The following is a 23,409-nucleotide window of genomic DNA, read 5'->3' as shown; positions in this document are numbered from 1 at the left end:
CGTCCTTATTCGGTCCGGCCGTGGCTGACGCATTCGCCGCGTCGCCACAGGCTCCATTGGCCCGGTTCGTAGCGGGTCCAGGTTTCGTTTTCGGTCAAGGGTTCGGTGGCGATCACCGTGACCACGTCGTTGGGCGTGGTTTCAGCCTGGAAATCGACAATCACATCCACATCCTTGAGGCGAGCCGGGCCGAACGGCGCGCGGCGGGTGATCTGGGCCAGTTTGGTCGAGCAATAGCAGAACAGCCAATCGCCATCGCTGAGCAGGCAGTTGAACACGCCTTTGCTGCGGTATTCAGCGCAGGCCTCGATCAACGCCGGTAGCAATTGTTCCACCGCCACCGGTTCCGGGAAGGCCTGGCGCACGCGGTTGAGCAGATCGCAGAAGGCCGCTTCGCTGTCGGTATCGCCCACCGGACGGTAGAAGCTCACGCCCGGCTGGAAATCGGCGAGCTGGCCGTTGTGGGCAAAACACCAGTTGCGGCCCCACAACTCACGCACAAACGGGTGGGTGTTGGACAGGCAGACTTTGCCGACGTTGGCCTGGCGAATATGCCCGATCACCACTTCGCTCTTGATCGGATAGCGCTGCACCAGGTTCGCCACTTCCGATTCGCTGCTGGCGGCCGGGTCCTGGAACAGACGCAGGCCACGGCCTTCATAGAAGGCGATGCCCCACCCGTCCCGGTGCGGCCCGGTCTTGCCGCCGCGCTGCATCAGCCCGGTAAAGCTGAACACGATGTCGGTCGGCACATTGGCGCTCATGCCCAATAACTCACACATGCTCGAACTCTCGCTTCAAGGGGCAGGCCCGGTTACAGGCGCGGTTCGATACGCGAACGCTGGGGGTTGCTCGGCACGGGCGGGCGACCGTAACGGTCATCACCGGCTACGCCGAACGGTGGCTCATCCTCCGGCTCATCGGCCGCGGCGGCGGCTTTGGCGGCGGCAGCCCGTTCCTTGCGAGCGTTGGCGGCACGCTCGATAGGGAAGCGGATCAGCACTAAAATCAAGTAGAGGCCGAAGACGATCATGCCGTACATGAGCAGATCGGAAGCCGCCCGCCAGACGTTATTACCGACCTTGAACATGACGTCCAGGGCGACAATGGCCAAGGCCGGGGCAACCTTGTCCTTCACCGGGTCAACGACAGTGGGGCTGAACAGCAACACCGCCATCAACAAGCGCAGCGGTTCGCGCAACCAGCGCCACATCCAGCGGGTCATGCGCATCCACACCAGCAGGCAGCCCAGGGCGGCGAAGGCGTAGAGGCCCCAGGCGATCAGATAGTCGTTCTCGGTCATGGTGTCCATGGCAAGGCAGGCAAAGAGACGCTTATAGTAACGGCTTTTCGCGCGTCAGGCTGCCCCGGCGTCTGGCGAATGGCCTGTGTGGTGGGTTTTGTCCAGGCCATGTGTCCCTTTTCGTATAACGTTCGAGAGCCTTTCATGTCCCTATCTGCCCACGTTTCCAACGCCCCGATTGCCCGCAGGGACGCCGGTGTTGATCCATACGCCTGGCTGCAGGAACGCGACACCGACGCCGTGCTCGACTACCTCAAGGCGGAAAACGGCTACCAGGAGGCGCAACTTGCCGACCAGGCCGAGCTGCGCGAAAGCCTGTTCCAGGAGATCAAGGGGCGGATTCTCGAAACCGACTTGTCACTGCCCTCGCCTTGGGGCCCGTACCTGTATTACACCCGTACCACGGCCGGTGACGAATACCCGCGCCACTACCGCTGCCCGCGTCCGGCCGATGACAGCCTGAGCGTGGATGAAAGCCGTGAACAACTGCTGCTGGACCCGAACGTGCTGGCTGGCGGCGGCTTCTTTTCCCTGGGCGCTTTCAGCATCAGCCCCGACCACCAGCGCCTGGCCTACAGCCTGGACACCACGGGCGACGAGATCTACACCCTGTTCGTGAAGGAATTGTCCAACGACAAGGTCAGCGAACTGTCCTTCTCCGATTGCGACGGCAGCATGACCTGGGCCAACGACAGCCTGACGCTGTTTTTTGGCGAATTGGACGACACCCACCGCCCGCACAAACTCTGGCGCTATCGCCTGGATGGCACGGCCGCCGAAGAAGTGTTCCATGAGCCAGACGGGCGTTTTTTCCTGCATTGCTACCGCTCCAGCTCAGAAAAACAGTTGATCCTGTCCCTCGGTAGCAAGACCACCAGCGAAGTCTGGGTGCTGGACGCTGCGCAGCCGCAACACCCCTTCACCTGCCTGGCGCCACGCCTGGAAAACCACGAATACGACGTCGACCACGGCCTGCTCGATGGCCAATGGACCTGGTTGATCCGCAGCAACCGCGACGGGATCAACTTCGCCCTGTACCAGGCTGCCGACACGGGCGTGGCGCCGACCGAGGCTGACTGGCAGAACCTGATCCCCCACAGCGACACGGTGATGATCGACGGCCTGAGCCTGAACGCCGGGGCCATGACCTTGAGCCTGCGCGAAGGCGGCCTGCCCATCATCGAGGTACACCCACAAGGCTTGCCGGCCTATCGGGTGCAACTGCCGGATGCGGCCTACAGCCTGCATGTGCAGAACAGCCTGGAATTCGTCAGCGATCGCATCCGCCTGCGCTACGAGGCCCTGAACCGTCCGGCGCAGATCCGTCAGTTGGACCTGGCCAGCGGCGTACAGGTCGTGCTCAAGCAAACCCCGGTACTGGGCCCGTTCGATGCCGATGCCTACGTCAGCCAGCGGCTTTGGGCGACGGCAGCGGATGGCACCCAGGTGCCCATCAGCCTGGTGGTCAAGCGCGAAGCCCTCGGCCAGCCGGTACCGCTGTACCTGTACGGCTACGGTGCCTATGGCGAGAGCCTCGACCCGTGGTTTTCCCATGCGCGGCTGAGCCTGCTCGACCGCGGCGTGGCGTTTGCCATCGCCCATGTGCGGGGCGGCGGTGAGCTGGGGGAAGCCTGGTATCGCGCCGGCAAGCAGGAACACAAGCACAACACGTTCGGCGACTTCATCGCCTGCGCCGAGCATTTGATCGCCAAGGGCTTGACCACCGCCGAGCAACTGGCGATCAGCGGCGGCAGCGCCGGTGGCCTGCTGATCGGCGCAGTGCTCAATCAACGCCCGGAGCTGTTCAAGGTCGCGATTGCCGAAGTGCCGTTTGTCGATGTGCTCAACACCATGCTCGACCCCGACCTGCCGCTGACCGTCACCGAATACGACGAATGGGGCAATCCAGAGGAGCCGGACGTTTATGATCGGATCCGGGCCTACGCCCCATACGAAAACGTCAGCGCCCAAGCGTACCCGGCGCTGCTGGTGATCGCCGGTTACAACGACAGCCGTGTGCAGTACTGGGAAGCGGCCAAGTGGGTGGCGAAATTGCGAGCCACCAAGACCGACGACAACCCTCTGCTGCTCAAGACCGAACTGGGCGCCGGCCACGGTGGAATGAGCGGGCGCTACCAGGGATTGCGTGACGTAGCGCTCGAATATGCATTTGTCTTGAAGGTTTTGGGGAGGGTCTGAGGAACTCTGTGGGATGGCCGGGTCTTAGCTCCATGCGCAAGGCCTTGCTGTAACCCAGCCCAATGTGGGGAAGGCTTTGTGGGAGCAAGGCTTACCCGCGATGGCATCGGCTTGATCTGACAGACAGAACTGAGTCGCCTGTATCGCGGGCAAGCCTTGCTCCCACAAAAGATAAAAGCCTGTCCCAGAGATCTGCTTACACCCGGGCCAAACTGAACCTGCAACAAACACAAGAAAAAGACCGTGCCAACATGTCAGAACCGACCTTACTGAACAAAGAAATCCGCGACTGGCTGATGGACTGCGGCCTGTTCGACCAGTTGCTACCCGTCGACTTCGCCGCGGCATCGGGCTATTTCAGCATCAGCGCCATCGCCGAGGGCGAAGCGATTTTCCGCGAGGGCGATGCCGGCAGCTTCATGTGCATCATCCACACCGGCCAGGTGGCCGTGCAGAAAACCGGCCCCGACGGCCAACCCGTGACCATCGCCACGCTGCGCAGCGGCCGGGCATTCGGCGAAATGGCTGTGCTCGACGGCGAACGGCGCTCGGCCAGTTGCATCGCCGCCAGCGATTGCCAGTTGCTGAACCTGGGCAAAGACTCCCTGGAGAAAATGCTCAACGACGCCCCGAAGATCGCCGCCAAGATCATCCGCGCCCTCGCCGTCTCCCTGTCCAAGCGCTTGCGCATGGCCGATGGGCAGTTGTTGTCGCAGCAGGTCTGACCCCCTCTGTCAGTTGAAACACAGAACCTGTGGGAGCAAGCCTGTGGGAGCAAGCCTGTGGGAGCAAGCCTGTGGGAGCAAGCCTGTGGGAGCAAGCCTGTGGGAGCAAGCCTGTGGGAGCAAGCCTGTGGGAGCAAGCCTGTGGGAGCAAGCCTGTGGGAGCAAAGCTTGCTCGCGATAGCGGTGTTGCATATGCCGACGTCATCGCGAGCAAGCTTTGCTCCCACAGAGTCCACCGCAATGCCCGAACCCACAGGTTTTTACCATTCAGTTGTTTCATCGAACGGCTTCAGATCTACCCCCCCGGCGACTTGGCCTTCACAGGCTTCGGTTCCATGCCCGGTATCGGCTGGTCCTTGGGCGGCTTGGGCATTTCGATCGGTGGCAGCAAGGGCGGCCCACCGCTTCCGGTGCCAGCCTTGGGCACACCGTTGGGCGTGACCGGCGGGTAGGGCATGGGAGTGGCGGTGCCAGGCGACCCGGGGATGCTCGGCGGGTTGACCGGAATCGTCGGTTGTTGAGCCTGGGCGCAACTTATTGAGAGCGCCGTCAGGGCAATGGCCGTTAGAATGATGCACTTCATCAATGGCTCCGTGGCTATTGTCTGCTTTAAGGCTAGTCGTTACCGCGCCGGTCTGCCCTCCTACGAGATTTCCATGAAACGTTTCGTTCTGCTCGACACCACGCCCATCCCTGATAACGGCGGTGCCCTGTGCCTGTTCGAGTACGGCGAAGACTTCGTCATCAAGATCCAGGGCGGTGACGGCGGGCAGTTGATGAACACCCGCATGCACGGTTCCGAAGATGCCCTGGCAGAGATTCCCTGCCGCAAGGTGGCCGGTCGTCCTGGCTCGCGTGTGCTGATCGGCGGCCTTGGCATGGGGTTCACCCTCGCCTCGGCCCTCAAGCACCTGGGCAAGACCGCCGAAGTGGTGGTGGCTGAACTGGTGCCCGGCGTGGTGGAGTGGAACCGTGGCCCATTGGGTGAAAAGGCCGGGCGACCGCTGGCGGACCCACGCACGGTGATCCGCATGGAAGACGTGGCCAAGGTGCTGCAAGCCGAACCCCAGGGTTTCGACGCGATCATGCTCGATGTCGACAACGGCCCGGAAGGCCTGACCCAGAAAGCCAACAGTTGGCTGTATTCGGCTGGAGGCCTGGCCGCCTGCGCCAAGGCCCTGCGGCCCAAGGGTGTGCTGGCGGTGTGGTCGGCCAGCGCTGACCGGCAGTTTTCCGACAAACTGAAGAAGGCCGGCTTCAAGGCCGAAGAGGTGCAAGTGTTCGCCCATGGCAACAAAGGCACCCGCCACACCATCTGGATTGCCGAGAAGCTCAAGGGCTGAGCTAAACTGTGCCCAACCGTCATCAGTCTTTTTTACAAAGGTGAACCCATGAGTTCGTCAACGCCACCGTCCAACACCGCCAAGCTGGACCGCATCCTCGCCGATGCCCAGCGCGACCGGGAGATGGGCTACCGCGACAAAGCCCTGAAAATGTACCCCCATGTCTGTGGCCGCTGCGCCCGTGAGTTTTCCGGCAAGCGCCTGAGCGAACTGACCGTTCACCACCGCGACCACAACCACGACAACAACCCGCAGGACGGTTCCAACTGGGAACTGCTGTGCCTGTACTGCCACGACAACGAACACTCGCGTTACACCGACCAGCAATATTTCGGCGACGGCTCCCTGAGCACCCCGAAAATCGCCAAGGCGACCCACAACCCCTTCGCCGCACTGGCCGGGTTGATGAAGAAAGACGAGTAATCCAGCCATAGTGACGAGCCCTGCTTTGTGGGAGCAAGGCTTGCCCGCGATGAAGCCGATGCGGTCTTTCAGAAACCGGGGCGCCTATTTCGCGAGCAAGCTTTGCTCTCACAGGTTTGTGTGAACCACACATCTCGAACCTGACCACCCTCCCCCATTCCCCGTATAATCGCGCCTTTTCCCCAAAGGCACCCCGCCCGTGGCCAACAAACGCTATAGCTGCATCGGTCTGTTCAACCCCAAGTCACCGGAAAACGTCGGTTCGGTCATGCGTGCCGCCGGCTGCTACGGCGTGGCGTCGGTGTTCTACACCGGCAAGCGCTATGAGCGTGCCGCCGACTTCGTCACCGACACCAAGAAAGTCCACTACGACATCCCGCTGATCGGTATCGACGACCTGAAGAAAATCCTGCCCCTGGGCTGTGTGCCGGTGGCCGTGGAACTGGTGGAAGGTGCTCGCCCGCTGCCCGAATACACCCACCCGGACCGGGCGCTGTATATCTTCGGCCCGGAAGACGGCTCGCTCGACAAGGACATTCGCGACTGGTGTGAGGACGTGGTGTACATCCCCACCACCGGTTGCATGAACCTGGCCGCCACCGTCAACGTCGTGCTGTATGACCGCATGGCCAAAGGCAACAACACCCGCTCAGGGCCGCAATTCCGCTGATCGGTGCGCAATTGGATTGAACAAGGCAAGCGCTCGGGCAGTCAGCTTTATACCAATCCCCACACTGGAGACAGATCATGAGCGATAACAATCCGTTCGAGCCGATTGAGACCACCCCTTTCCAATCCCATCCACCACAAAACGTGCAGGGTTGGGAACGCATTGGCTCACTGGCCGGCGGTGTGCTGATGATGGGCAAGGGTTTGCGCCGTGGCGGTGTGGTCGGCCTGGCTCAACTGGCGATCGGCGGCATGGCGCTGGCACGGGGGATCACCGGGCATTGTTCGGCCAAGAGCCTGCTGGAAAAGAATCGCCAGAACCTGAACAGCGCCCGCGCCCGCATCGAACAGGCCGGTGACGAACTGAGCCGCTTGAAAGCCAATGCCGAGGCGGCGACTGGCACGGCTACGGTGACGGGGAATGATTCGTTGGATTCGCCCAAAGTTGGGCTCTGATTTTTGCAGTGCCGCTGATGGCCTCATCGCGGGCAAGCCTTGCTCCCACAGATACGATGCAATACCTGTGGGAGCAAGGCTTGCCCGCGATAGCGGTATTACTGAAGTAACCGGCTATCCAGCACAGTAGAGCTCCCACCCAGGACACTTTCACTGAGTTGCACAAACTCCTCGGTATCCACTGTCTCCAGTCGCATCGCCGCCTGCAACACATCATCCAGCGAACGCTTGTTACGGGTTTTCAGGCGAATCTCGCGGTCCAGCTCCTGCAACAGCAACACCGCCTTGGCCACCGCCGCCGAGCTGATCTGTTCGCCGCGCAAGGTGGTGATGCCCTTGCTGTCGCGGGCGAGCCGGTCGTTCAAGGTCTGATAGCGCTCATCACTCAGGCCGCCGGCGCGGCGCAGCAGTTCGATGGCGTAGTACTCGGTCAGCCCCTCGCTGATCCAGTCGCTGCGATCATGATCATTGACCCGGGCCAGCGCCTGCACCAACTCCCGCAACAACGGGCTACTGCCCCGCTCGCTGACCAGCGGCGGACGGCTGTGCAGGTAGATCGAGTCATGACCGGCCTCGGCGCCACGCCACAACGGGTCACCGGCGCCGACAATCAGCAACTTGGCCGGATGGCGCGGCACCAGTGCCTGTACCTGCGGCCAGACGAATGTCAGCAGCGTCAGCACATCCATCCGGCGCATGCCCTGGCCCTGGGGCGAGGCCACCGTCACCTCGGTTTCGCCCAGGCGGGTGCGGCGGCTGCCCAGTTTGCCGGCGAGCATCCAGCCCGTGGGGCGGTCGAACAGGCGCGAGGGATTGTCGATGCGAAAGCGTTGCTTGCCGATGCGCGGCCAGGGGGTCTCGATGCTTTTCCAGCCGTCGGGCAATTCAACTTCAAGACGGGCCACCAGTTCGACGCCGTCCTGCTGGTCGAGCGTGGCCGACGGCACCAGGTCGTCACCGCGCAGCAACGCCCACGTCGGGGTCATGCGGGTTTCGAAGGTGGCGTTCTTGCGCGCATGGCTGATGCGTACGCGGTAGCTCAGGCTGGCCTTGTCGGCGGCCGGGCGCCAGACACCTCGCGCCTCCTTGCCGGGAGTGAGTTGCCATTGACCGTCGGCCTTGAAATCGCTGTAGCGACTGCCGTCGCCGAGGTCGAAATCCAGGCTGCGCACCGCAGAACCACGGGCCAGGGTCAGGCGCACCTCGGCCTGATCGCTCTGGGGCAACAGGTGCACGTGATAGTCCAGATCGACTTTCTGCGCCGCCCACAGCGGCGCGCACACCGCCAGCAGCCCGGCCGCCAGCATCCGTTTCAATCCTGCAGCCATGGGGTCTCCCTGGTGGTGCGCCGCCCGGCGGTTCAGCCGGCGCGGAAAATCAGATGATCTTCCCAATCGTCTTCCGGCACGCTGCCTTCGGCCAGCATGCGCCCGGACTGGGAAATACGTTCGTGGTGCACGGCATCGCGATCACCGCAGACCAAGTGGTGCCACAACGGCAAGTCCTTACCCTCGCTGACCAGCCGATAACCGCATGTCGGCGGCAGCCACTTGAACTCATCGGCCTTGCCCGGCGTGAGCTGGATGCAATCGGGGACAAAGTCGCGGCGGTTGGGATAGTCGGTGCACTGGCAGGTTTTCAGGTCCAGCAGTTTGCAGGCGATACGTGTGTAGTAGACGCTGTTGTCGTCTTCGTCTTCGAGCTTTTGCAGGCAGCACAGGCCACAGCCATCGCACAGCGATTCCCACTCCTGCAGGTCGAGCTGATCGAGGGTTTTGCGTTTCCAGAACGGTTCGACTTTGGCGGCCATGGCTCAAGCATCAACATCAGGTGGTGAAAAGGCCGACAGTCTAGTGCCCGGGCCTCTTCAGGCCAAGCATTGGCGACTGTCGGTAGGCCGGGGCTTGTCAGGCCGGGCAGCGGGACGTAGGTTGTTTCATTGACTTTCCAAACCCCAGCCAGGTAAGCCCATGAGTGCCAATCCCCGCATTGCCGATTACGCGATTCACCCTCAATTCATCGAGCGCTGGTCGCCCCGTGCCTTTACCGGCGAGACCCTTGCCGAAGAAACCCTGCTGGGCTTCTTCGAAGCTGCACGCTGGGCGCCGTCGGCGTACAACTCCCAGCCGTGGCGTTTTCTGTATGCGCGCCGCGACACGCCGAATTGGGAGCGTTTCCTGGGCCTGCTCAATGAATTCAACCGCGGCTGGGCCCAACACGCCTCGGCACTGGTGATCATTGTTTCGAAAACCACCTTCGCCGTGCCCGGCGCCACCGAAGAAACCCCAGCGCAGTCCCACACCTTCGATACGGGTGCGGCCTGGGGCCACCTGGCGCTGCAAGCCAGCCTCAGCGGCTGGCATACCCACGGCATGGCCGGTTTCGACCAGGAATTGACCCGCAAGGAACTGAAGATCCCGGAAGGCTACGCCCTGCACGCCGCCGTGGCGATTGGCAAGCTGGGGGACAAATCGACACTGGCCGAGTACCTCCAGGCCCGCGAAACCCCAAGCCCGCGCCGGCCGTTGAGCGAACTGGTGGCAGAAGGCGATTTCAGCCTGTAACCCAACCACTGAAGATTCCCCTGTGGGAGCGGGCTTGCTCGCGAAAGCGGTGTGTCAGTTAACGATTATGTTGGCTGAAACGCCGCCTTCGCGAGCAAGCCCGCTCCCACAGTTCGATAGGGGTTAGCTTCAGTAACCCCGGCTGAAATCCACTTCCCCGCGCAGTGCTTCGCCCGCCTGGTAGGCCCGCAGGTTTTCCAGGAACAGCTGCACCATCATCGGTGGCGAGGTCGGTGCCGAGCTGTGGCCGGTCAGCAGCAGGCCCCAGGCGGTCCAGAAGGGGTGGCGCTGCGGCAGCGGCTCCTGGCGGCAGACGTCGATCACCGCACCGGCCAGGTGCCCGTCCTTAAGGGCCTGCACCAGGTCCGCATCCACCACCGCTACGCCGCGACCGACGTTGATGAACAACCCGGTCGGCTTGAATTGCTTGAACAGCGCCGCGTCGTACACATCATGGGTATCGGGGGTGTTGGGCAGCAAATTGATCACGTAATCCGCCTCGCCCACCAGGCGCGGCAGATCCTTCAGCGCCCCGACCTCGAGGAACGGCGCCAACGCCCGCGCCTCGCGGGCAACGCCATACAGCTGCACACCAAATGGCACGAGGAACTGCGCCACACGCTGGCCAATGTCACCGGTCCCGACGATCAACACCTTGCGCCCGGCCAGGCCTTGCCCCTGGCGGTTGTCCCACTTGCGCTCGACCTGGCTGACCAAGCGTGCCAGCACCTCACGCTCATGGCCGAGCATGTAGGTCAGCACGTACTCGGCCATCACCTGGCCGAAAATGCCCACCGCGCGGGTCAGGCGGTAATTGCGCGTCAAGCCCTCGGCCAGCAACGGCGTGATGCCCGCCCAGGTCGATTGCAGCCAGCTGGGTCTATGGCCTTGACGCAACAGGGTGGCCAGCAGATCAGGCTGGCCGAGCCAGACCGGGCAATCGGTGGCCAGTCGCGACAGTTCGGCGGAGTCGCCGCTGGTCAGCACTTCAATATCGGGTGCCGCCTGACGCAAAAGCTGGGCGTACACCGGGTGGTCGTGTTCGGCAATCAGAACGCGCATGAATCAAACCTTTCAAAAACAGTGCGGACAACCGCCGACAGAGTGTCGCTCCATCCAGGCGGTCATCGCCAATAAACTATTCCAGTGTGTTTCAAGAGCCCCCAGGACAGGGGGCCCAGGGAATCGTCAGATCGGGTCGTTGCGGCGTAGCAACTCTTCAGGCAAATGCTCGATGTACTCATCTTCGGCCGGCGGCATTTGCAAGTGATAGCCCTGGGTGTCGAGGTTTTCCAGCACTTTGTTGATGTCTTCCCGGGACAGCGCCCGCTCGGGGCTCAGCACCAGGTCGAAGGCATGAATCGCCTTGCCAAAGGCGGCCATCAACGGCTCAGGTACACGCTCCAAGGCATCGCTCTTGAGCACATACAGGTACATCTCGTTTTTCTTCGAGCTTCGGTAGATGGAGCAGATACGTTTCAAGGCTGTTCTCCTACAGTGGCCAGGCTGTCGAGCAGCGCCTGGCCCATCAACTCGCGGCGCCAGCCACGCAGCGAATCAGGCAATTGGTAAGGGCCCTCGGGGAAGCCGCTCTTGATCAGCGCTTCGAGGGTTTTCTTGCGCAGCATCAGCTCCGGGGCAATTTCCAGGCGCTCGGCTTCTGCCTGCCCCAGCGCCCGCAGACGCTTGACCAGGGCCGCGGCCTCGATGGGCAACGGCTCGGCCACCGCCGGCGGCCATTGCTCGGGCGGCACGCTCGCCGCGCGCTGGATCAGGTCCAGCAGAAACTGGCCGTCCTGGCGCACGGTGCGCGGGTGCATGTCTTCGATCTTCGCCAGCGCGCCGAGGTTATCCGGCTGGGTGCGGGCCAGGGGCCACAGCGAATGCTCGCGGATGATGCGATTGCGCGGCAGGTCACGGGCCCGCGCCTCGTGTTCGCGCCAGGCGCACAGCTCGCGCAGCACGGCCAATTGGGCGCGGGACAGTTTCCAGGCGAGCTTGGCCTCGCGGTAAACCTCGTACGGGTCGACTTCGCGACGCAGGTTGGCCACCAGTTCGGCGCCGTCCTCCAGGACCCAGCGGTATTTTTCATCGGAAAGCTTCGGGCGCAGCAGTACGAAAACTTCTGCCAGGTGCACGGCATCCTCTGCCGCGTAGCTGATCTGTGTCTCGGACAGGGGCCGTTGCAGCCAGTCGGAACGAGTCTCGCCCTTGGGCAACTCGATACCCAGCACTTCCTGCACCAGCCGCGAATAGCCCATGGAGAAACCCAGGTTCAGGTAGGCGGCGGCCAGTTGAGTATCGAACAGCGGCGCAGGCAGGCTGCCAGTCAGGCGCAACAGCACTTCAAGGTCTTCGCTGCAGGCGTGCAACACCTTGAGCACCGCCGGGTTTTCCAGCAGTGCGGCCAAGGGTTGCCAATTGTCGATGGTCAAGGGGTCGATCAGGTAGGCACGCTTGCCGTCGCCGATCTGCAATAAACCAGCAATAGGGTAAAAGGTGTCGACCCGCATGAATTCGGTGTCGAGGGCGACGAATGGCAACTGCTGCCACTCGGCGCAAAACTGACCGAGGCTATCGTTGTCGCGAATCCAGTGAATATCGATGGCCACACGGCTCTCCCTTGAAGAATGGCGCGCAGTATATATCGCCGCCGGCGATTGCGAGCATCCATAGAGCAGTAGCCTAAGAGAAATCGCCTACGAAAAAGCAAGAATAGTCCTACATCAGGACTTAACCGGTCTTACGTAATACATAAACACGCGTCAGCGCAAAACCGGGCAGGAAATCCTGATACCACAGTATGCTGAAACCGGCCTGGCGAAACTCGGCTTCGACATCGGCCTTGTCGGCCAGGCTTCGTTGCGGCGCCTGGCCGATCTTGAGGCGTCCTTCGATATGCACCGAAACGATCACCGTGTCGCGACTGACCCGATGGAACTCACGCAACAACGCCAGGCGATGCTCGCTGGCGCTGACGTGGCGAAACAGTTGCAAACAGAAAATACAATCCACCGCGTTCGCCGACAGCCCGATCGTGAACGCCGAACTTGGGAAAGTCTTGACCCGTTGAAGCCACGCGCCGCCATGGTGGGTGAGCGCATGTTCGAGCATGTCCGGCGACGGGTCCGCCGCCAGGATCACCCGGTTCGCATGCTCGGCCAGCACCGGCCAGAACCGCCCCGCCCCACAGGCCACATCCAGCACCAACCCGGGCTCACCCGCCACCTTCAGGGCGTTGCGCACCATTTGCTCGTCGCGCCAGAACGCTAGGCGCAAGCGTCGAGGCGCCGGCCGGCAGCAGACCTGCGCATGTTCCTGATCATGCTGCCTGGCGAACTCAAGCTCGACGGCGGATGGGGGTAGCCCGGACATACCAACGGCTCTTGGTAAAGATGGGATGACAGGTTAACCAACCTCGCGTGAAAAAAAGGTCCACGCCATCACTCCCGCGCCAGGACACCGTCAATCACCGCGCCGCGACAGTTGGCGAACAAGTCCAGGTCCCGGTTGTAGACGTGGCTGTTGACTTCCAGCAGCCCGAGCATCGAGTGAAACAGGTTGTCCTGGCTCAAGGGCTTTTCCCGGCTCAGTTGCAGGCAATGGGTGTCAACCGAGAAAGACTTCTGATAGCTGTCGGAAAACCAGGCCAGCATCGCCACGTGTTTCTGTTGCTCCGGGGCGAGCATGTAGGGCGTGCCATGGAGAAACAGGTTGTATTCGCCCAGGGACTCGCCATGGTCCGACAGATACAGCATGGCCGTGTCGACCTTGTCCTGGTTGGCCCGCAGCAGATCGATCAGGGTCGACAGCACATGATCGGTGTACACCAGCGTGTTGTCGTAGCCGTTGACGATGCTCTCGCGGCTGCAATTGTTCAACGCGTTGCTTTCGCACACCGGGGTGAAATGCTCGTATTCCTTGGGATAGCGCTTGAAGTATTCCGGCCCGTGGCTGCCCATCTGGTGCAGCACCAGCACGGTGTCCTTGTCGAGCGTGTCGATGAAATGCTGCAGCCCCTGGAGCAGGATCTCGTCGCGGCACTCACTGTTGGCACACAGGGCCGGATCCTTGAGATTGCTGACATCCTGCAGCGTGACCCGATCACAGGTGCCCTTGCAGCCGGACTGGTTGTCCCGCCAGATCACCTCCAGCCCGGCGCGCTTGAGCACATCCAGCAAACCCTCTTCATTCCTGGCCATGCTGGCGTCGTAGTTCTTGCGCCCCATGTTGGAAAACATGCAGGGCACCGACACGGCGGTTTCAGTGCCGCAGGAATGCACGTCGGTGAAGGCGATCAGGCCGGCCTCTTTGTCCAGTGTCGGCGTGGTATCGCGGTTATAACCAAGGATGCCGAAGTTCTCGGCCCGGGCACTCTCGCCCACCACCAGTACGGTCAGGGATTTGCGTCCGTGGGTTTGCCAGGCGGGGTTGCGACTCGCGTCCTCGCCCAGTGTGATAAACGGCTGCTTGGCCGACGCGATCTGCTCACGCAAATAGCCGAGCGACGCACCGATGTAGTTGCTCGGCACGACCATCAAGCGCAACTCGTGGTGGTTGCGAAACAATGAAGACAGGCCTTGGTAGTTGACCAAGGCGACCATACCAATCACTGCCGCCGAGGCCACGCCGACCAACAACTTACTTAATAATTCTTTGGGCCAGCGACGGTAGTTGATCGGTGTCTTGAACAATAACCAGCAAGGCAAGGCACCCAACAACCCGATATAAACAAATAACTTCAACGACAACAGATCACGAACTTCCGTAGCATTGGTTTCAGCAAAGTTGCGCAACATGCCAGCGTCGATCAATACGCCGTATTGAGCCATGAAATACGCCACGCCAGCGCTGATCAGGAACAACAGCATCAGCACGGGCTTGAGCAGCGAACGGAAAGCCACGAGCGTCAGCACCAGGTTGAACGCGCAGAAAATCATCAGGCCAAACGCCACGCACATCAGTAGACCCTGCGCGTCAGCCGTGGTGATCGCCAGCAAGTGTTGCCAGAGCACGATGTTGAAGCCCACTAATAAAAAGGCACTGGCGGCCAGCGTCACCCACTCGGGGCGCACGGCTTTAATAGTCAGCATGATGATTGACGGTTTCCTGAAAGTTGCTTTTTAAAAAAGAAGGGCCGCAGGAAACGTGTGAAAAGATCGTTCCCTACGGCAACACAAACTTTAGGTAGCCCACCATCAATTTTTCGTGAAAAAGTTGCCACTAAATAATTATTTAAAAAAACCGCCGCCAGCCGGTTTCAAGCTTGATTCAGATACCAGCGCCAATCCTGCTCCCCGACTTCCCCCATGAATTGACGGTACTCGGCGCGCTTGACCGCCAGATAAACGCCAAGAAACTCATCGCCAAACGCTTCTCGCGCCCAGGCCGATGCCTCAAGGGTACGCAGGGTGGTGAGCCAGTCAGTGGGCAGCAACTCGGTCGCTTGGGCGTAGCCGTTGCCTTCGACAGGTTTCCCGGGATCGCACTGTTCACGGATACCGCGATGAATGCCGGCCAATATCGCCGCCGCCGCCAGGTAAGGGTTGGCATCAGCGCCGCAGATACGATGCTCGATGTGGCGCGAGAACGCCGGACCGCCGGGCACCCTCAGGCTCACGGTACGGTTGTCCACGCCCCAGGTCGCCGCCAGCGGTGCGTAGCTGTTGCTTTGGAATCGCCGGTAGGAGTTGGCGTTCGGACAAAACATCAACAGCGAATCGAGCAAGGTGTCGAGCATCCCACCCACTGCCTGGCGCAACAGCGGCGTGCCGTCGGCGGCTTCACTGGCAAACAGGTTGTGGCCATCGCGGTCCGCCAGGCTGACATGCATGTGCATGCCAGAGCCCGCCAAGTGATCGAACGGCTTGGCCATGAAGCACGCCTGCATGCCGTGCTTGTGGGCCACACCCTTGACCAGTCGCTTGTAGCGCACCGCTTCATCCATGGCTTGCAAGGCATCGCTGCGGTGTTCAAGGGTGATCTCCACTTGCCCCGGTGCGTATTCGGAAATGGCGGTCCGGGCCGGAATGCCTTGCAGCTTGCACGCAGCGTACAAGTCGGCCAGGAACGGCTCGATCTGCTCCAGCTCGCGCAAACCGTAGACCTGGGTGGCACGCGGTCGGCCACCGTCGGCGTCCCGCGCCGGCTGTGGCCGGCCGTGGCTGTCGCGTTGCGCGTCCAGCAGATAGAACTCCAGCTCCGCCGCCATCACCGGGTAATAACCGTCGGCCTGCAAGGCCTCGATCACCTGGCTGAGCAGATAACGTGGATCGGCGATGGTCGCCGGCATGCCCTCCTGGGGATGCATGCTGACCTGCACGGCGGCCGTGGGCATCAATCGCCACGGCATGCGCTGCAAGCTGCCGCTGAGGGGATAGGCACGGCAATCGATGTCACCGACGTCCCACACCAGTCCGGAATTTTCCACATCATCGCCATTGACGGTCAGCCCGAGAATTGTACTGGGCAGTGGCCGACCACTTTCGAAGACCGCCAGCAGCTCGTCCCGATGCAACAACTTGCCCCGGGGCACACCGTTGTTGTCGAGGATGAACAGTTCGAACAGTTCGATATCGGGGTTCTGGGCAAGGAACGCCTCGGCGTGTTGCACGGGTGCGAAAGAAATCTTGGCAAGGCTCATGAGAAGGCTCGTATTTCCATGTCGGACGGGCGACAAGGCGCCGTCAGTCTGTGCTCGCCATTGCGCGAGCACCGTGAGTGATCAACAGGTAATACGAATATCTGGAGGACGGGCGTGACGGCAATGCCAGAGCGCCCAGAAGGCCAGCTCGGAGGGCAACGCACTGAGGGTTGGGGCCATGGCAGGCGTAAACCTGCCGACCGGATCGACCGCGGCAGATGAAGGGTATTGGAATGCCAGGGGCCAACCGTCCATGAGCGCATCACAGGAAACACATCGGGCAAGCGTCCCACGACCCCCTGGGAGGTTAAACCTGGATTTGATGGAGCTTGGATCGCAGCGAACTAAACATAGATAAACCAAACAGTCGTTGATCGACACGTCGTGTTCCCTACATTATCTGTCCCGTTCCCGACCATGAAAGCGCCTGCCTGGCATTCTCTTGGCACGTTCGTTCCGTTAGGATCGTCAGCCTGGTTTGCGCAAAATCCGCGCAAGGAGCACAGCGAGAGACAGAACGGATGCTGAACAGTAACTCCCTCAGAAAGCTCGACATGCAAGACCTCATGGTGTTTAGCGCCGTGTACGAGCAAAGCAGTGTCACCGGCGTGTCCGAGGCATTGTGCGTCAGTCAGTCAACCGTCAGTTATTGCCTCAAGAAACTGCGAACCTGTTTCGAAGACGAGCTATTCATCAACACCCGCACCGGCATGCGCCCCACCTATAAGGCCGAGGGCATGTACGATCACGTGCGCGCCATTTTACAAAGCATCAACCTGTGCCATGCCGGAACACCAACTTTTGATCCGACGCGGCAAGCCATTACCTTCAATATTTGCGCACCGGAATATTTCGAACAACTGATCCTGCCGCCACTGCTGCGAGGCTTCGATTATGCCAATCTGCCGGTGGCGGTGAACGTGCACAAGCTCGAAGCCGACATTCCCGCCGAAGAATTACGCGACGGCAGCCTCGACCTGGTGATCTGCTTCGGCCCGAACTTCCACAGCAACCATACCGATTTCAAATCCCGGCAGTTGCTGGAGGAGGACCTGGTTTGTGTCGTGGATAAACGGGCGACGCCACTTGAGCCGCAACTGAGCCTTCAGTCTTTCGTACGGCGCCGACACGTGTTTCCGACGCCTTGGACGTCAGCGACCAACATGGTGGACGGTTGGCTGTCGCAGCAGGCGCATCAACGCCAGATTGCCGCTCGCGCCAATAGCTACGGCGCCGCACTGAAAATGATCACCGGCACCGACTTCATCCTCACCCTGCCCCGCCGCATCCAGAAACTGCTGGCCAACGAGGCGATTTTCAATCACCACGAAGTGCCCCAGGGCCTGCCGGGGTTTACCTTGAACATGCAGTGGAGCCTGGCCGTCGATCAGGACAGTGCCAACGCCTGGCTACGCGAACAGATCATCAAGGCCTGCACCGTCCGCGACACCTGATCGTCATTGACCGATCAAGGCCTTGGCATACGGGCCTCGATCGATGTCGAGGATTTCCACGCACAGTTGCACGCTAACGTCGGCCGGCCATGGCCCCAGTTCCTGGATCACGGCCAGCAGGTTATCGGCCAGTTGTTTCTTGATTTCCGGCGAACGGCCGCTCAGCAAGGCCAGCTTCACGTGCACGAAGCCCCGTTCGCCCAGCCCCGTGCCCACCCGGAAAGTCTCGAGCTTCACGGCACGGCTCTTGATGTCCAGCTCGGCGGCGAATTGACCGGAGGCCACCAGCGCATTGTTCAGGCGCAACAGTGCGACATCGGCCTTCAGCTCGGGCAGGTTGGCGGTGTACTCCATGTGCAGGTGAGGCATGTGTTCGACTCCGATTCGAAAATATGACGAGGTGGTTTCAGCCGCCACAACCTTACCTCGACTTTATTCTTTGGGGCAGGTTTTGTTTCGTCGTTTCACGGGCTCAAGGTTGCGCCGAGACAACGTGCTCGCCCATGAACGCCTCCAGCCGCGACCGCAACCAGCGTTCGGCCGGGTCACTGTCGACATGGCTCAGCCAGACCATGGACAAATCCAGGGTCGGGGTCTTGAAAGGAAAGGGTTCGTTGAACAGTTGGCCCGAGGCGGCCATGGCGACGGCGGTATAGTCCGGCAGGCTGGCGATCAGGTCAGTGCCGGCCAGCAACGCCGGCAATGCGCTGTATTGCGGCACCGACAGCACGACCTGGCGCGTGCGTCCGATCTCGGCCAGCCATTCATCGGCAAACCCGGCGACGCTCGCGGTATGGGACACCAGCACATGAGGCCGGGCGCAGTACTCGTCCAGGGTCAGTGGTGTGTCCGATGCATCGGCGCGCAACACGCGGGGCTGGATGTGTCGCAACAATTTGCGCTTGGCGTTGGCCGGCAGACCGCGCGTCTGGCTGATACCCACGGTGATGTCGCCCGATGCCAGCAAATCGGGGATGCGCCAGTAATCGACGTGCTGCACCACGAACACGATTTGCGGCGCCTCTTGCCGCAGGCTGCTCAACAGGGGCGGCAACAGGCCGAACTCGACGTCGTCCGACAGGCCGATGCGAAACGTCATGGTGCTGCTGGCGGGGTCGAAATCGTGGGTCAGGCTCAAAGCCACCGACAGCGAATCGAGCGCCGGTGATAGATGCCGGATGATTTCCTCGGCCCGGGCCGTCGGCTCCATGCGGTGGCCGACGCGAATGAACAGCGGGTCGTTGAACATCTTGCGCAAACGATTGAGGGCCGAGCTGATGGTCGGTTGGCCCAGGAACAGTTTTTCCGCCACCCGCGTCACGTTACGCTCAAGCATCAGCGTTTCGAAAACCACCATCAGGTTGATGTCGGCCTTGCGCAATTCGTTGCGGTTCATTCACTGCCCTCGATCCCTTGATTGGCTGCAGTGTAGAAACGCCAAGGGTTGCGCGTCTATGCGCAAAAAGGCTCACTTCCCGATCGCGTGTTCTCATGCCAGCAATATTCGATAACCATTGGAAACGAATTTCCCATAGCCAAAACCTCCCACTTGGCTAGGCTGGCAGCCACATGTCCAACGCATGTCTTGACTGAATGAATCGCAGGGAGCGAACCGATGTATTTTGAAATCTATCGACAGACCCGAGGCACCCCCAGCACCGGAAAAGGCCAATGGCGCTGGCGCTTGAGAGCCGGCAACCACGAAACGATCGCCAGCGGCGAATCCTATGTGAACAAGAGTGACTGCCTTCACGTCATCGGGCTGATCAAGAATGTCCAGGGTGAAACGCCTGTGAAGGAGATCTAACAGCGCCGCGTAGGCTCTGTAGGAGCTGGCGAAGCCTGCGATCTCTTGATCTTGATCTTTCGCCTGAGATTCAAGTGTCAGGGAAAAGATCGCAGCCTCGTTGCACTCGACAGCTCCTACACAGCGTCTATGGGCGCAGCCTTGCGGGAGCAATCTCCAGCACAGGTTCAGCTTTTTTGCTGTGACGAAGGTCATCCGGCAGGTAGGGTATGCGGACAAAAGCAGGAGGCTGGTGCAATGACTCGATCAATCCATAATCGCGACTGGCTGGTACGGGCGCCCGAATCGAGGAAAATGGAACGCATCGAGGCCTATTTCAGCGGGCATGGCTACACCACCCATCGCCACGACACCTACGCCATCGGAATCACACTTTCCGGCGTGCAGAGCTTCAACTATCGCCACAGCAAACGCCACAGCCAGCCCGGCGGCACCGTCGTCCTGCACCCGGACGAGGTGCACGACGGCGAAGCCGGGACGAGCGAGGGTTTTCGCTACCGGATGCTCTACATAGAACCGTCGTTGATCCAGCAAGTGCTGGGCGGCAAGCCATTGCCCTTCATCGAAGGAGGATTATCCAGCGACCCGCGCCTCAACATCGCCACCCGTCGGCTCCTGAAAGGCCTGGATCATCCCCTCGATCCGCTGGAGGAAGAGGACGCCATCTACGATGTGGCCCAGGCACTCGACATCGCAGCCGGCAGCCGGCGTGGACGGCGGCTGATCGACTACCCGGCGGCGGAGCGTGCCCGCCTGTTCATCCATGATGCCCTCCACAAGGCGATCACACTGGACGACCTGGTGCAGGCCAGCGGCAGGGACCGATGGAGCCTGTCCCGGGATTTCCGGGCACTTTACGGCACCAGCCCCTATCGCTACATCACCCAGCGCCGCTTGAACGAAGCCCGGCGCCTGGTATTGCATGGCATGCCGTTGAGCGAAGTAGCCCTGGCCTGTGGTTTTTTCGATCAGAGCCACATGACCCGACTGCACACCCAGGCCTTCGGTATTTCACCGGCACGCTGGCTGAAAATGCTGCGCTGAAGGCAGAGGCTGCGCACGGCAAAAAGCTGCACGATCATCCAATACGCACCCAGACTCCGACAGTAAGGTACAGCTCACCACCCACCTGAGGAGCATGCCTCGATGACCCACTACGCCCCCATCAACTTCGCTCAGAAATACGCACTGTTCCACGAACAATGGGCACCGAAAGTCGTGGCCGAAATGAATGACTACCAATTCAAGATCGTCCGGCTCGAAGGCGAATTCATCTGGCACACCCACGCCGACACCGATGAAACCTTCATCGTGCTGGAGGGCGAGTTGCGTATCGACTTTCCCGACGGTGCGGTGACCATAGGGCCGGGCGAAATGTACGTGGTCAAAAAAGGTGTCGAGCACAAGCCCAGCGCCGCACGCGAAGTGAAACTGCTGCTGATCGAACCACGTGGCGTCCTCAATACTGGCGAACAAACCAATGAGCGAACGGCGGTGAATGATGTGTGGATCTGACTGAGCCAGGCTCAATCGTATTCAGCTTCCTGGTGATCGCCCAACAACCGCCGCTGACGAGGTGTCGCGGCCGCCAGGACAGCAGGGTTGAACTGCCAGTGCAGATAGGGTGAGAACTTCTGCGCGACCATCCGCCGGCCGTAGTGCACCTGGAGCATGTACCGCGTACGGTCGACGGTGCGGTTGTCGTTGCCGGCGTGCCATAACTCACTGCGCAAGATCAGCACATCGCCGGCCTGGCACAGCACCGGCTGCGCGGGGCGCCCTTGCCATTGTGTTTCGCCCTTCACTGGCGCGCGGCCGGCCTTGTGGCTGCCAGGAATCACCTGCGTCGGGCTCAAGTCGGCGTCGATGTCATCCAGGTAGAACTGCGCGGTAAACACCTGCATGGGCAGGTCGAAAGCCGGGTCGTCCAACAGCGTTGGCGGCAATGCCATCGCCAGGTAATCCAGGTGCAACGGTGCCCCTGCGAAACCGGGATGGCAGCGCCAGGCCGTTTGGCCAATGACATGGCAATCATCGCCCAGGGCCGCCTCGGCCAGTTCGATCACCCCGGCCACCTCCAGGAACGGCAGCCAGAATGGACCGCGATTGAACACACATTTGTAATGATCGATGACGCCGCTGTAGTCCCAATGCCGGGGCTTCAACTGGTCGATGGCATGGCGCAGGTCGGCGATCTGCCGGGCATCCAACACACCGGGCATCAGGACGAAACCGTCCTGATGCAGGGCTCGCAAATGGTCGTCAGTAGACACGACACCACCTGCTTCAGGTGCGGAAACGGCCAGTCAGTTCTGCCAGGTTTCTCGACAGGCTGGAAAGCTGTTGGCTGGCCTGCATGCTCTGGGCAGAATTGGATGCCGCCTCGTTGGACAGATCACGGATGTCAGAAATATTGCGGGCTATTTCCTCAGTGACGCTGCTCTGTTCCTCACATGCACTGGCGATTTGCGCGGCCATGTCGTTGATCCGCTGGATCGAACCGCCGGTACCGCTGAGCACCTGATCGACGCCCGCGGCTCGTTCGACACTGTCCCGGGCCTTGCTGCTGCCCACATGCATGGCTTGTACAGCCTTGGCGACACCGCTCTGCAACCGCTCGATGCGAACCTGGATGTCCTTGGTCGAATCCTGTGTGCGCGCCGCGAGTGCCCTCACTTCATCGGCCACCACGGCAAAACCACGGCCCTGCTCACCGGCCCGCGCGGCTTCGATGGCAGCGTTCAGCGCCAACAGGTTGGTCTGTTCGGCAATGCCACGGATCACCTCGAGCACGGCGCCAATACTGGAAGTTTCCTGGGCCAATGCCTCGATCGTGCCCGAGGCGCTTTCCACTTCCTGGGCCAACTGGCGAATCGACTCGATGGTGCTGCTGACCACCTCGGCGCCGTCGCGAGACTGACTGCTCGCCTGTTGCGCGGCACCCGAGGCGTTCGCCGCGTTATGCGCCACTTCATGCACCGCTGCACTCATCTGGGTGGCGGCGGTACTGACCTGATCGAGCGCCGCATGTTCGCTGCTGATCAACCGGTCATTCGTCGCGGCCATATCGGCCATGGCACGCGCTGCGGAATCGACCTCCCCGGTCACCCGTCCAACTTCGGCGATCAGGGGCTGCAACTTGTCGAGGAAACGGTTGAAAGCACTGCCGAGCTGGCCCAGCTCATCGGCCGAGCGAACCTCGAGACGGCCTTTCAGATCGCCGCCGCCCTCGGCAATTTGCTCGACGCGGTGCAGCAAACGACGCATAGGGCTCAACACCACAAGCGGCAGAGCAACAAGCACAAGGATGCAACCGAGCAAGCCGATCAGCAGAATCGCGCCCTGGTGCACGCCGACTGCCTCGCCGTTTTCAATCGCTGCGTCGCCTTCGCGATGCGACGCAGCGTCTTCCAGCTCACCCAGCTTGTCGATTGAGTCGCGCATGGTTTCGAACAGGCGCTCACTGTCACCAAAACTCAGGGCGCTGGCGCCCTGCGGATCGCCTACAGACAGTTCGAGGACCCGCCGCGACACCTGCATCCACTTCCCGAAGCTGTCATTGAACTGACTGACCAACGCCTGCGCCTCGGCACCGGGCTGCATCGCGGCATATTTCTGCACGCGGTCATAAGCCTGCTTCGCATTCTCACCATGACTGGTGCTCAGCGCTTTCAAATGCTCGTTTGCATGACCATCCAGCAGGCTGCGCTCGGCAACGAAAGCCTGATAAAGATCACGGTCGGCGTTGAGCAACAGGCTGATCGCTGGCAGGTAACGTTTGGTCAGTTGCGTGCTCGATTCAGTCACCTGACCGATACCGCGC

At 61.2% G+C, this 23,409-nt stretch carries 25 protein-coding genes and 2 pseudogenes; 11 read left to right on the top strand and 16 right to left on the bottom strand.

Annotated elements, in window-relative coordinates:
- Nucleotides 1-5 precede the first annotated feature (5 nt).
- Both B0E42_RS21735 and B0E42_RS21730 read right to left on the bottom strand, forming a co-directional pair.
- Nucleotides 6-782 (bottom strand): class II glutamine amidotransferase, encoded by a 777-nt coding sequence (locus B0E42_RS21735; RefSeq protein WP_053186437.1) that lies wholly within the window; start codon nt 780-782, stop codon nt 6-8.
- Nucleotides 783-814: 32 nt separating this feature from the next.
- A complete protein-coding gene (locus tag B0E42_RS21730; protein ID WP_033062662.1) occupies nt 815-1,312 on the bottom strand; it encodes a hypothetical protein in 498 nt (165 codons plus the stop codon).
- Nucleotides 1,313-1,447: 135 nt separating this feature from the next.
- Here B0E42_RS21730 and B0E42_RS21725 point away from each other — a divergent pair, with 135 nt between their 5' ends.
- Nucleotides 1,448-3,502: a S9 family peptidase gene (locus B0E42_RS21725; RefSeq protein WP_077507309.1), complete on the top strand. Its 2,055-nt coding sequence runs from the start codon at nt 1,448-1,450 to the stop codon at nt 3,500-3,502.
- 251 nt (nt 3,503-3,753) lie between these two features.
- On the top strand, nt 3,754-4,227 hold the full coding sequence (locus B0E42_RS21720) for a cyclic nucleotide-binding domain-containing protein (protein ID WP_014337065.1): 474 nt from the start codon (nt 3,754-3,756) through the stop codon (nt 4,225-4,227).
- 295 nt (nt 4,228-4,522) lie between these two features.
- Here the strand turns inward: B0E42_RS21720 and B0E42_RS21715 are convergent, their stop codons facing one another.
- The gene (locus B0E42_RS21715) at nt 4,523-4,810 is read right to left on the bottom strand and encodes a hypothetical protein (protein WP_018607543.1); all 288 of its coding nucleotides are present in this window, start codon (nt 4,808-4,810) and stop codon (nt 4,523-4,525) included.
- A gap of 73 nt (nt 4,811-4,883) precedes the next feature.
- On the opposite strand from B0E42_RS21715, the gene B0E42_RS21710 reads away from it, so the two are divergent.
- The 4 genes from B0E42_RS21710 to B0E42_RS21695 all read left to right on the top strand — a co-directional run bounded on the left by B0E42_RS21710 (nt 4,884) and on the right by B0E42_RS21695 (nt 7,118).
- Nucleotides 4,884-5,570, top strand: coding sequence for a spermidine synthase (locus B0E42_RS21710; RefSeq protein WP_018607541.1), 687 nt, complete (start codon nt 4,884-4,886; stop codon nt 5,568-5,570).
- Nucleotides 5,571-5,618: 48 nt separating this feature from the next.
- Complete coding sequence (locus tag B0E42_RS21705) at nt 5,619-5,993, top strand: YajD family HNH nuclease (RefSeq protein ID WP_003184246.1); 375 nt, start codon at nt 5,619-5,621, stop codon at nt 5,991-5,993.
- Nucleotides 5,994-6,192: 199 nt separating this feature from the next.
- A complete protein-coding gene (locus B0E42_RS21700; protein WP_003198862.1) occupies nt 6,193-6,663 on the top strand; it encodes an RNA methyltransferase in 471 nt (156 codons plus the stop codon).
- 77 nt (nt 6,664-6,740) lie between these two features.
- Complete coding sequence (locus B0E42_RS21695) at nt 6,741-7,118, top strand: DUF2892 domain-containing protein (protein WP_018607528.1); 378 nt, start codon at nt 6,741-6,743, stop codon at nt 7,116-7,118.
- A gap of 98 nt (nt 7,119-7,216) precedes the next feature.
- Here B0E42_RS21695 and B0E42_RS21690 read toward each other — a convergent pair whose 3' ends face one another.
- Nucleotides 7,217-8,446: a hypothetical protein gene (locus B0E42_RS21690; RefSeq protein ID WP_077507307.1), complete on the bottom strand. Its 1,230-nt coding sequence runs from the start codon at nt 8,444-8,446 to the stop codon at nt 7,217-7,219.
- Between the two features lie 32 nt (nt 8,447-8,478).
- The gene (locus B0E42_RS21685) at nt 8,479-8,928 is read right to left on the bottom strand and encodes a YcgN family cysteine cluster protein (protein WP_018607524.1); all 450 of its coding nucleotides are present in this window, start codon (nt 8,926-8,928) and stop codon (nt 8,479-8,481) included.
- Nucleotides 8,929-9,088: 160 nt separating this feature from the next.
- Between B0E42_RS21685 and B0E42_RS21680 the strand changes: the two genes are divergently transcribed.
- Nucleotides 9,089-9,682, top strand: coding sequence for a nitroreductase family protein (locus B0E42_RS21680; protein WP_018607522.1), 594 nt, complete (start codon nt 9,089-9,091; stop codon nt 9,680-9,682).
- Between the two features lie 129 nt (nt 9,683-9,811).
- Here B0E42_RS21680 and B0E42_RS21675 read toward each other — a convergent pair whose 3' ends face one another.
- From B0E42_RS21675 to B0E42_RS21650, 6 genes are all read right to left on the bottom strand, one after another.
- Complete coding sequence (locus B0E42_RS21675; protein WP_077507306.1) at nt 9,812-10,744, bottom strand: D-2-hydroxyacid dehydrogenase; 933 nt, start codon at nt 10,742-10,744, stop codon at nt 9,812-9,814.
- Nucleotides 10,745-10,870: 126 nt separating this feature from the next.
- Nucleotides 10,871-11,164: a YcgL domain-containing protein gene (locus B0E42_RS21670; protein WP_014337057.1), complete on the bottom strand. Its 294-nt coding sequence runs from the start codon at nt 11,162-11,164 to the stop codon at nt 10,871-10,873.
- Nucleotides 11,161-12,294, bottom strand: a complete 1,134-nt coding sequence (rnd, locus tag B0E42_RS21665; protein ID WP_014337056.1) for a ribonuclease D — start codon at nt 12,292-12,294, stop codon at nt 11,161-11,163. Before rnd ends, B0E42_RS21670 begins: the two co-directional genes overlap by 4 nt.
- 121 nt (nt 12,295-12,415) lie before the next feature.
- Nucleotides 12,416-13,057 carry a class I SAM-dependent methyltransferase gene (locus B0E42_RS21660; RefSeq protein ID WP_077507304.1) on the bottom strand — a complete coding sequence of 214 codons (642 nt, stop codon included), beginning with the start codon at nt 13,055-13,057 and terminating at the stop codon, nt 12,416-12,418.
- Nucleotides 13,058-13,125: 68 nt separating this feature from the next.
- The gene (locus tag B0E42_RS21655; RefSeq protein WP_077507302.1) at nt 13,126-14,775 is read right to left on the bottom strand and encodes a phosphoethanolamine transferase; all 1,650 of its coding nucleotides are present in this window, start codon (nt 14,773-14,775) and stop codon (nt 13,126-13,128) included.
- 167 nt (nt 14,776-14,942) lie between these two features.
- A complete protein-coding gene (locus B0E42_RS21650; protein WP_168188533.1) occupies nt 14,943-16,310 on the bottom strand; it encodes a glutamine synthetase family protein in 1,368 nt (455 codons plus the stop codon).
- Nucleotides 16,311-16,846: 536 nt separating this feature from the next.
- On the opposite strand from B0E42_RS21650, the gene B0E42_RS21645 reads away from it, so the two are divergent.
- The gene (locus B0E42_RS21645; RefSeq protein ID WP_077507299.1) at nt 16,847-17,779 is read left to right on the top strand and encodes a LysR family transcriptional regulator; all 933 of its coding nucleotides are present in this window, start codon (nt 16,847-16,849) and stop codon (nt 17,777-17,779) included.
- A 3-nt stretch (nt 17,780-17,782) separates the two neighbouring features.
- Here the strand turns inward: B0E42_RS21645 and B0E42_RS21640 are convergent, their stop codons facing one another.
- Nucleotides 17,783-18,148 carry a 5-carboxymethyl-2-hydroxymuconate Delta-isomerase gene (locus tag B0E42_RS21640; protein ID WP_018606819.1) on the bottom strand — a complete coding sequence of 122 codons (366 nt, stop codon included), beginning with the start codon at nt 18,146-18,148 and terminating at the stop codon, nt 17,783-17,785.
- 103 nt (nt 18,149-18,251) lie between these two features.
- Entirely contained in the window at nt 18,252-19,175 is a 924-nt protein-coding gene (locus tag B0E42_RS21635) for a LysR family transcriptional regulator (protein ID WP_077507297.1), read from the bottom strand.
- 219 nt (nt 19,176-19,394) lie between these two features.
- Here B0E42_RS21635 and B0E42_RS21630 point away from each other — a divergent pair, with 219 nt between their 5' ends.
- The 3 genes from B0E42_RS21630 to B0E42_RS21620 all read left to right on the top strand — a co-directional run bounded on the left by B0E42_RS21630 (nt 19,395) and on the right by B0E42_RS21620 (nt 21,101).
- Complete coding sequence (locus B0E42_RS21630; RefSeq protein ID WP_014337049.1) at nt 19,395-19,586, top strand: DUF1508 domain-containing protein; 192 nt, start codon at nt 19,395-19,397, stop codon at nt 19,584-19,586.
- 237 nt (nt 19,587-19,823) lie between these two features.
- The gene (locus B0E42_RS21625) at nt 19,824-20,630 is read left to right on the top strand and encodes an AraC family transcriptional regulator (RefSeq protein WP_053178437.1); all 807 of its coding nucleotides are present in this window, start codon (nt 19,824-19,826) and stop codon (nt 20,628-20,630) included.
- A gap of 102 nt (nt 20,631-20,732) precedes the next feature.
- Nucleotides 20,733-21,101 (top strand): cupin domain-containing protein, encoded by a 369-nt coding sequence (locus B0E42_RS21620; protein ID WP_077507295.1) that lies wholly within the window; start codon nt 20,733-20,735, stop codon nt 21,099-21,101.
- Nucleotides 21,102-21,112: 11 nt separating this feature from the next.
- Here B0E42_RS21620 and B0E42_RS21615 read toward each other — a convergent pair whose 3' ends face one another.
- The 3 genes and pseudogenes from B0E42_RS21615 to B0E42_RS31835 all read right to left on the bottom strand — a co-directional run.
- Nucleotides 21,113-21,859 carry a phytanoyl-CoA dioxygenase family protein gene (locus B0E42_RS21615; RefSeq protein WP_077507293.1) on the bottom strand — a complete coding sequence of 249 codons (747 nt, stop codon included), beginning with the start codon at nt 21,857-21,859 and terminating at the stop codon, nt 21,113-21,115.
- Between the two features lie 13 nt (nt 21,860-21,872).
- Nucleotides 21,873-22,466, bottom strand: a pseudogene (locus B0E42_RS31840) (methyl-accepting chemotaxis protein); the annotation flags it as partial.
- Nucleotides 22,467-22,778: 312 nt separating this feature from the next.
- Nucleotides 22,779-23,393: pseudogene (locus B0E42_RS31835) on the bottom strand (MCP four helix bundle domain-containing protein); the annotation flags it as partial.
- Between the last annotated feature and the right edge of the window lie 16 nt (nt 23,394-23,409).

It is taken from the genome of Pseudomonas sp. A25(2017), assembly GCF_002001065.1.
GTDB lineage: Bacteria > Pseudomonadota > Gammaproteobacteria > Pseudomonadales > Pseudomonadaceae > Aquipseudomonas > Aquipseudomonas kilonensis.
This window is presented reverse-complemented; position numbering and strand designations above follow the sequence as displayed.

Bases quoted from the DNA above. Each gene is read 5' to 3' on its own strand.
- B0E42_RS21735 (WP_053186437.1), bottom strand. From the start codon at position 782: ATGTGTGAGTTATTGGGCATGAGCGCCAATGTGCCGACCGACATCGTG.
- B0E42_RS21730 (WP_033062662.1), bottom strand. From the start codon at position 1,312: ATGGACACCATGACCGAGAACGACTATCTGATCGCCTGGGGCCTCTAC.
- B0E42_RS21725 (WP_077507309.1), top strand. From the start codon at position 1,448: ATGTCCCTATCTGCCCACGTTTCCAACGCCCCGATTGCCCGCAGGGAC.
- B0E42_RS21720 (WP_014337065.1), top strand. From the start codon at position 3,754: ATGTCAGAACCGACCTTACTGAACAAAGAAATCCGCGACTGGCTGATG.
- B0E42_RS21715 (WP_018607543.1), bottom strand. From the start codon at position 4,810: ATGAAGTGCATCATTCTAACGGCCATTGCCCTGACGGCGCTCTCAATA.
- B0E42_RS21710 (WP_018607541.1), top strand. From the start codon at position 4,884: ATGAAACGTTTCGTTCTGCTCGACACCACGCCCATCCCTGATAACGGC.
- B0E42_RS21705 (WP_003184246.1), top strand. From the start codon at position 5,619: ATGAGTTCGTCAACGCCACCGTCCAACACCGCCAAGCTGGACCGCATC.
- B0E42_RS21695 (WP_018607528.1), top strand. From the start codon at position 6,741: ATGAGCGATAACAATCCGTTCGAGCCGATTGAGACCACCCCTTTCCAA.
- B0E42_RS21690 (WP_077507307.1), bottom strand. From the start codon at position 8,446: ATGGCTGCAGGATTGAAACGGATGCTGGCGGCCGGGCTGCTGGCGGTG.
- B0E42_RS21685 (WP_018607524.1), bottom strand. From the start codon at position 8,928: ATGGCCGCCAAAGTCGAACCGTTCTGGAAACGCAAAACCCTCGATCAG.
- B0E42_RS21680 (WP_018607522.1), top strand. From the start codon at position 9,089: ATGAGTGCCAATCCCCGCATTGCCGATTACGCGATTCACCCTCAATTC.
- B0E42_RS21675 (WP_077507306.1), bottom strand. From the start codon at position 10,744: ATGCGCGTTCTGATTGCCGAACACGACCACCCGGTGTACGCCCAGCTT.
- B0E42_RS21660 (WP_077507304.1), bottom strand. From the start codon at position 13,057: ATGTCCGGGCTACCCCCATCCGCCGTCGAGCTTGAGTTCGCCAGGCAG.
- B0E42_RS21655 (WP_077507302.1), bottom strand. From the start codon at position 14,775: ATGCTGACTATTAAAGCCGTGCGCCCCGAGTGGGTGACGCTGGCCGCC.
- B0E42_RS21645 (WP_077507299.1), top strand. From the start codon at position 16,847: ATGCTGAACAGTAACTCCCTCAGAAAGCTCGACATGCAAGACCTCATG.
- B0E42_RS21640 (WP_018606819.1), bottom strand. From the start codon at position 18,148: ATGCCTCACCTGCACATGGAGTACACCGCCAACCTGCCCGAGCTGAAG.
- B0E42_RS21635 (WP_077507297.1), bottom strand. From the start codon at position 19,175: ATGAACCGCAACGAATTGCGCAAGGCCGACATCAACCTGATGGTGGTT.
- B0E42_RS21630 (WP_014337049.1), top strand. From the start codon at position 19,395: ATGTATTTTGAAATCTATCGACAGACCCGAGGCACCCCCAGCACCGGA.
- B0E42_RS21625 (WP_053178437.1), top strand. From the start codon at position 19,824: ATGACTCGATCAATCCATAATCGCGACTGGCTGGTACGGGCGCCCGAA.
- B0E42_RS21620 (WP_077507295.1), top strand. From the start codon at position 20,733: ATGACCCACTACGCCCCCATCAACTTCGCTCAGAAATACGCACTGTTC.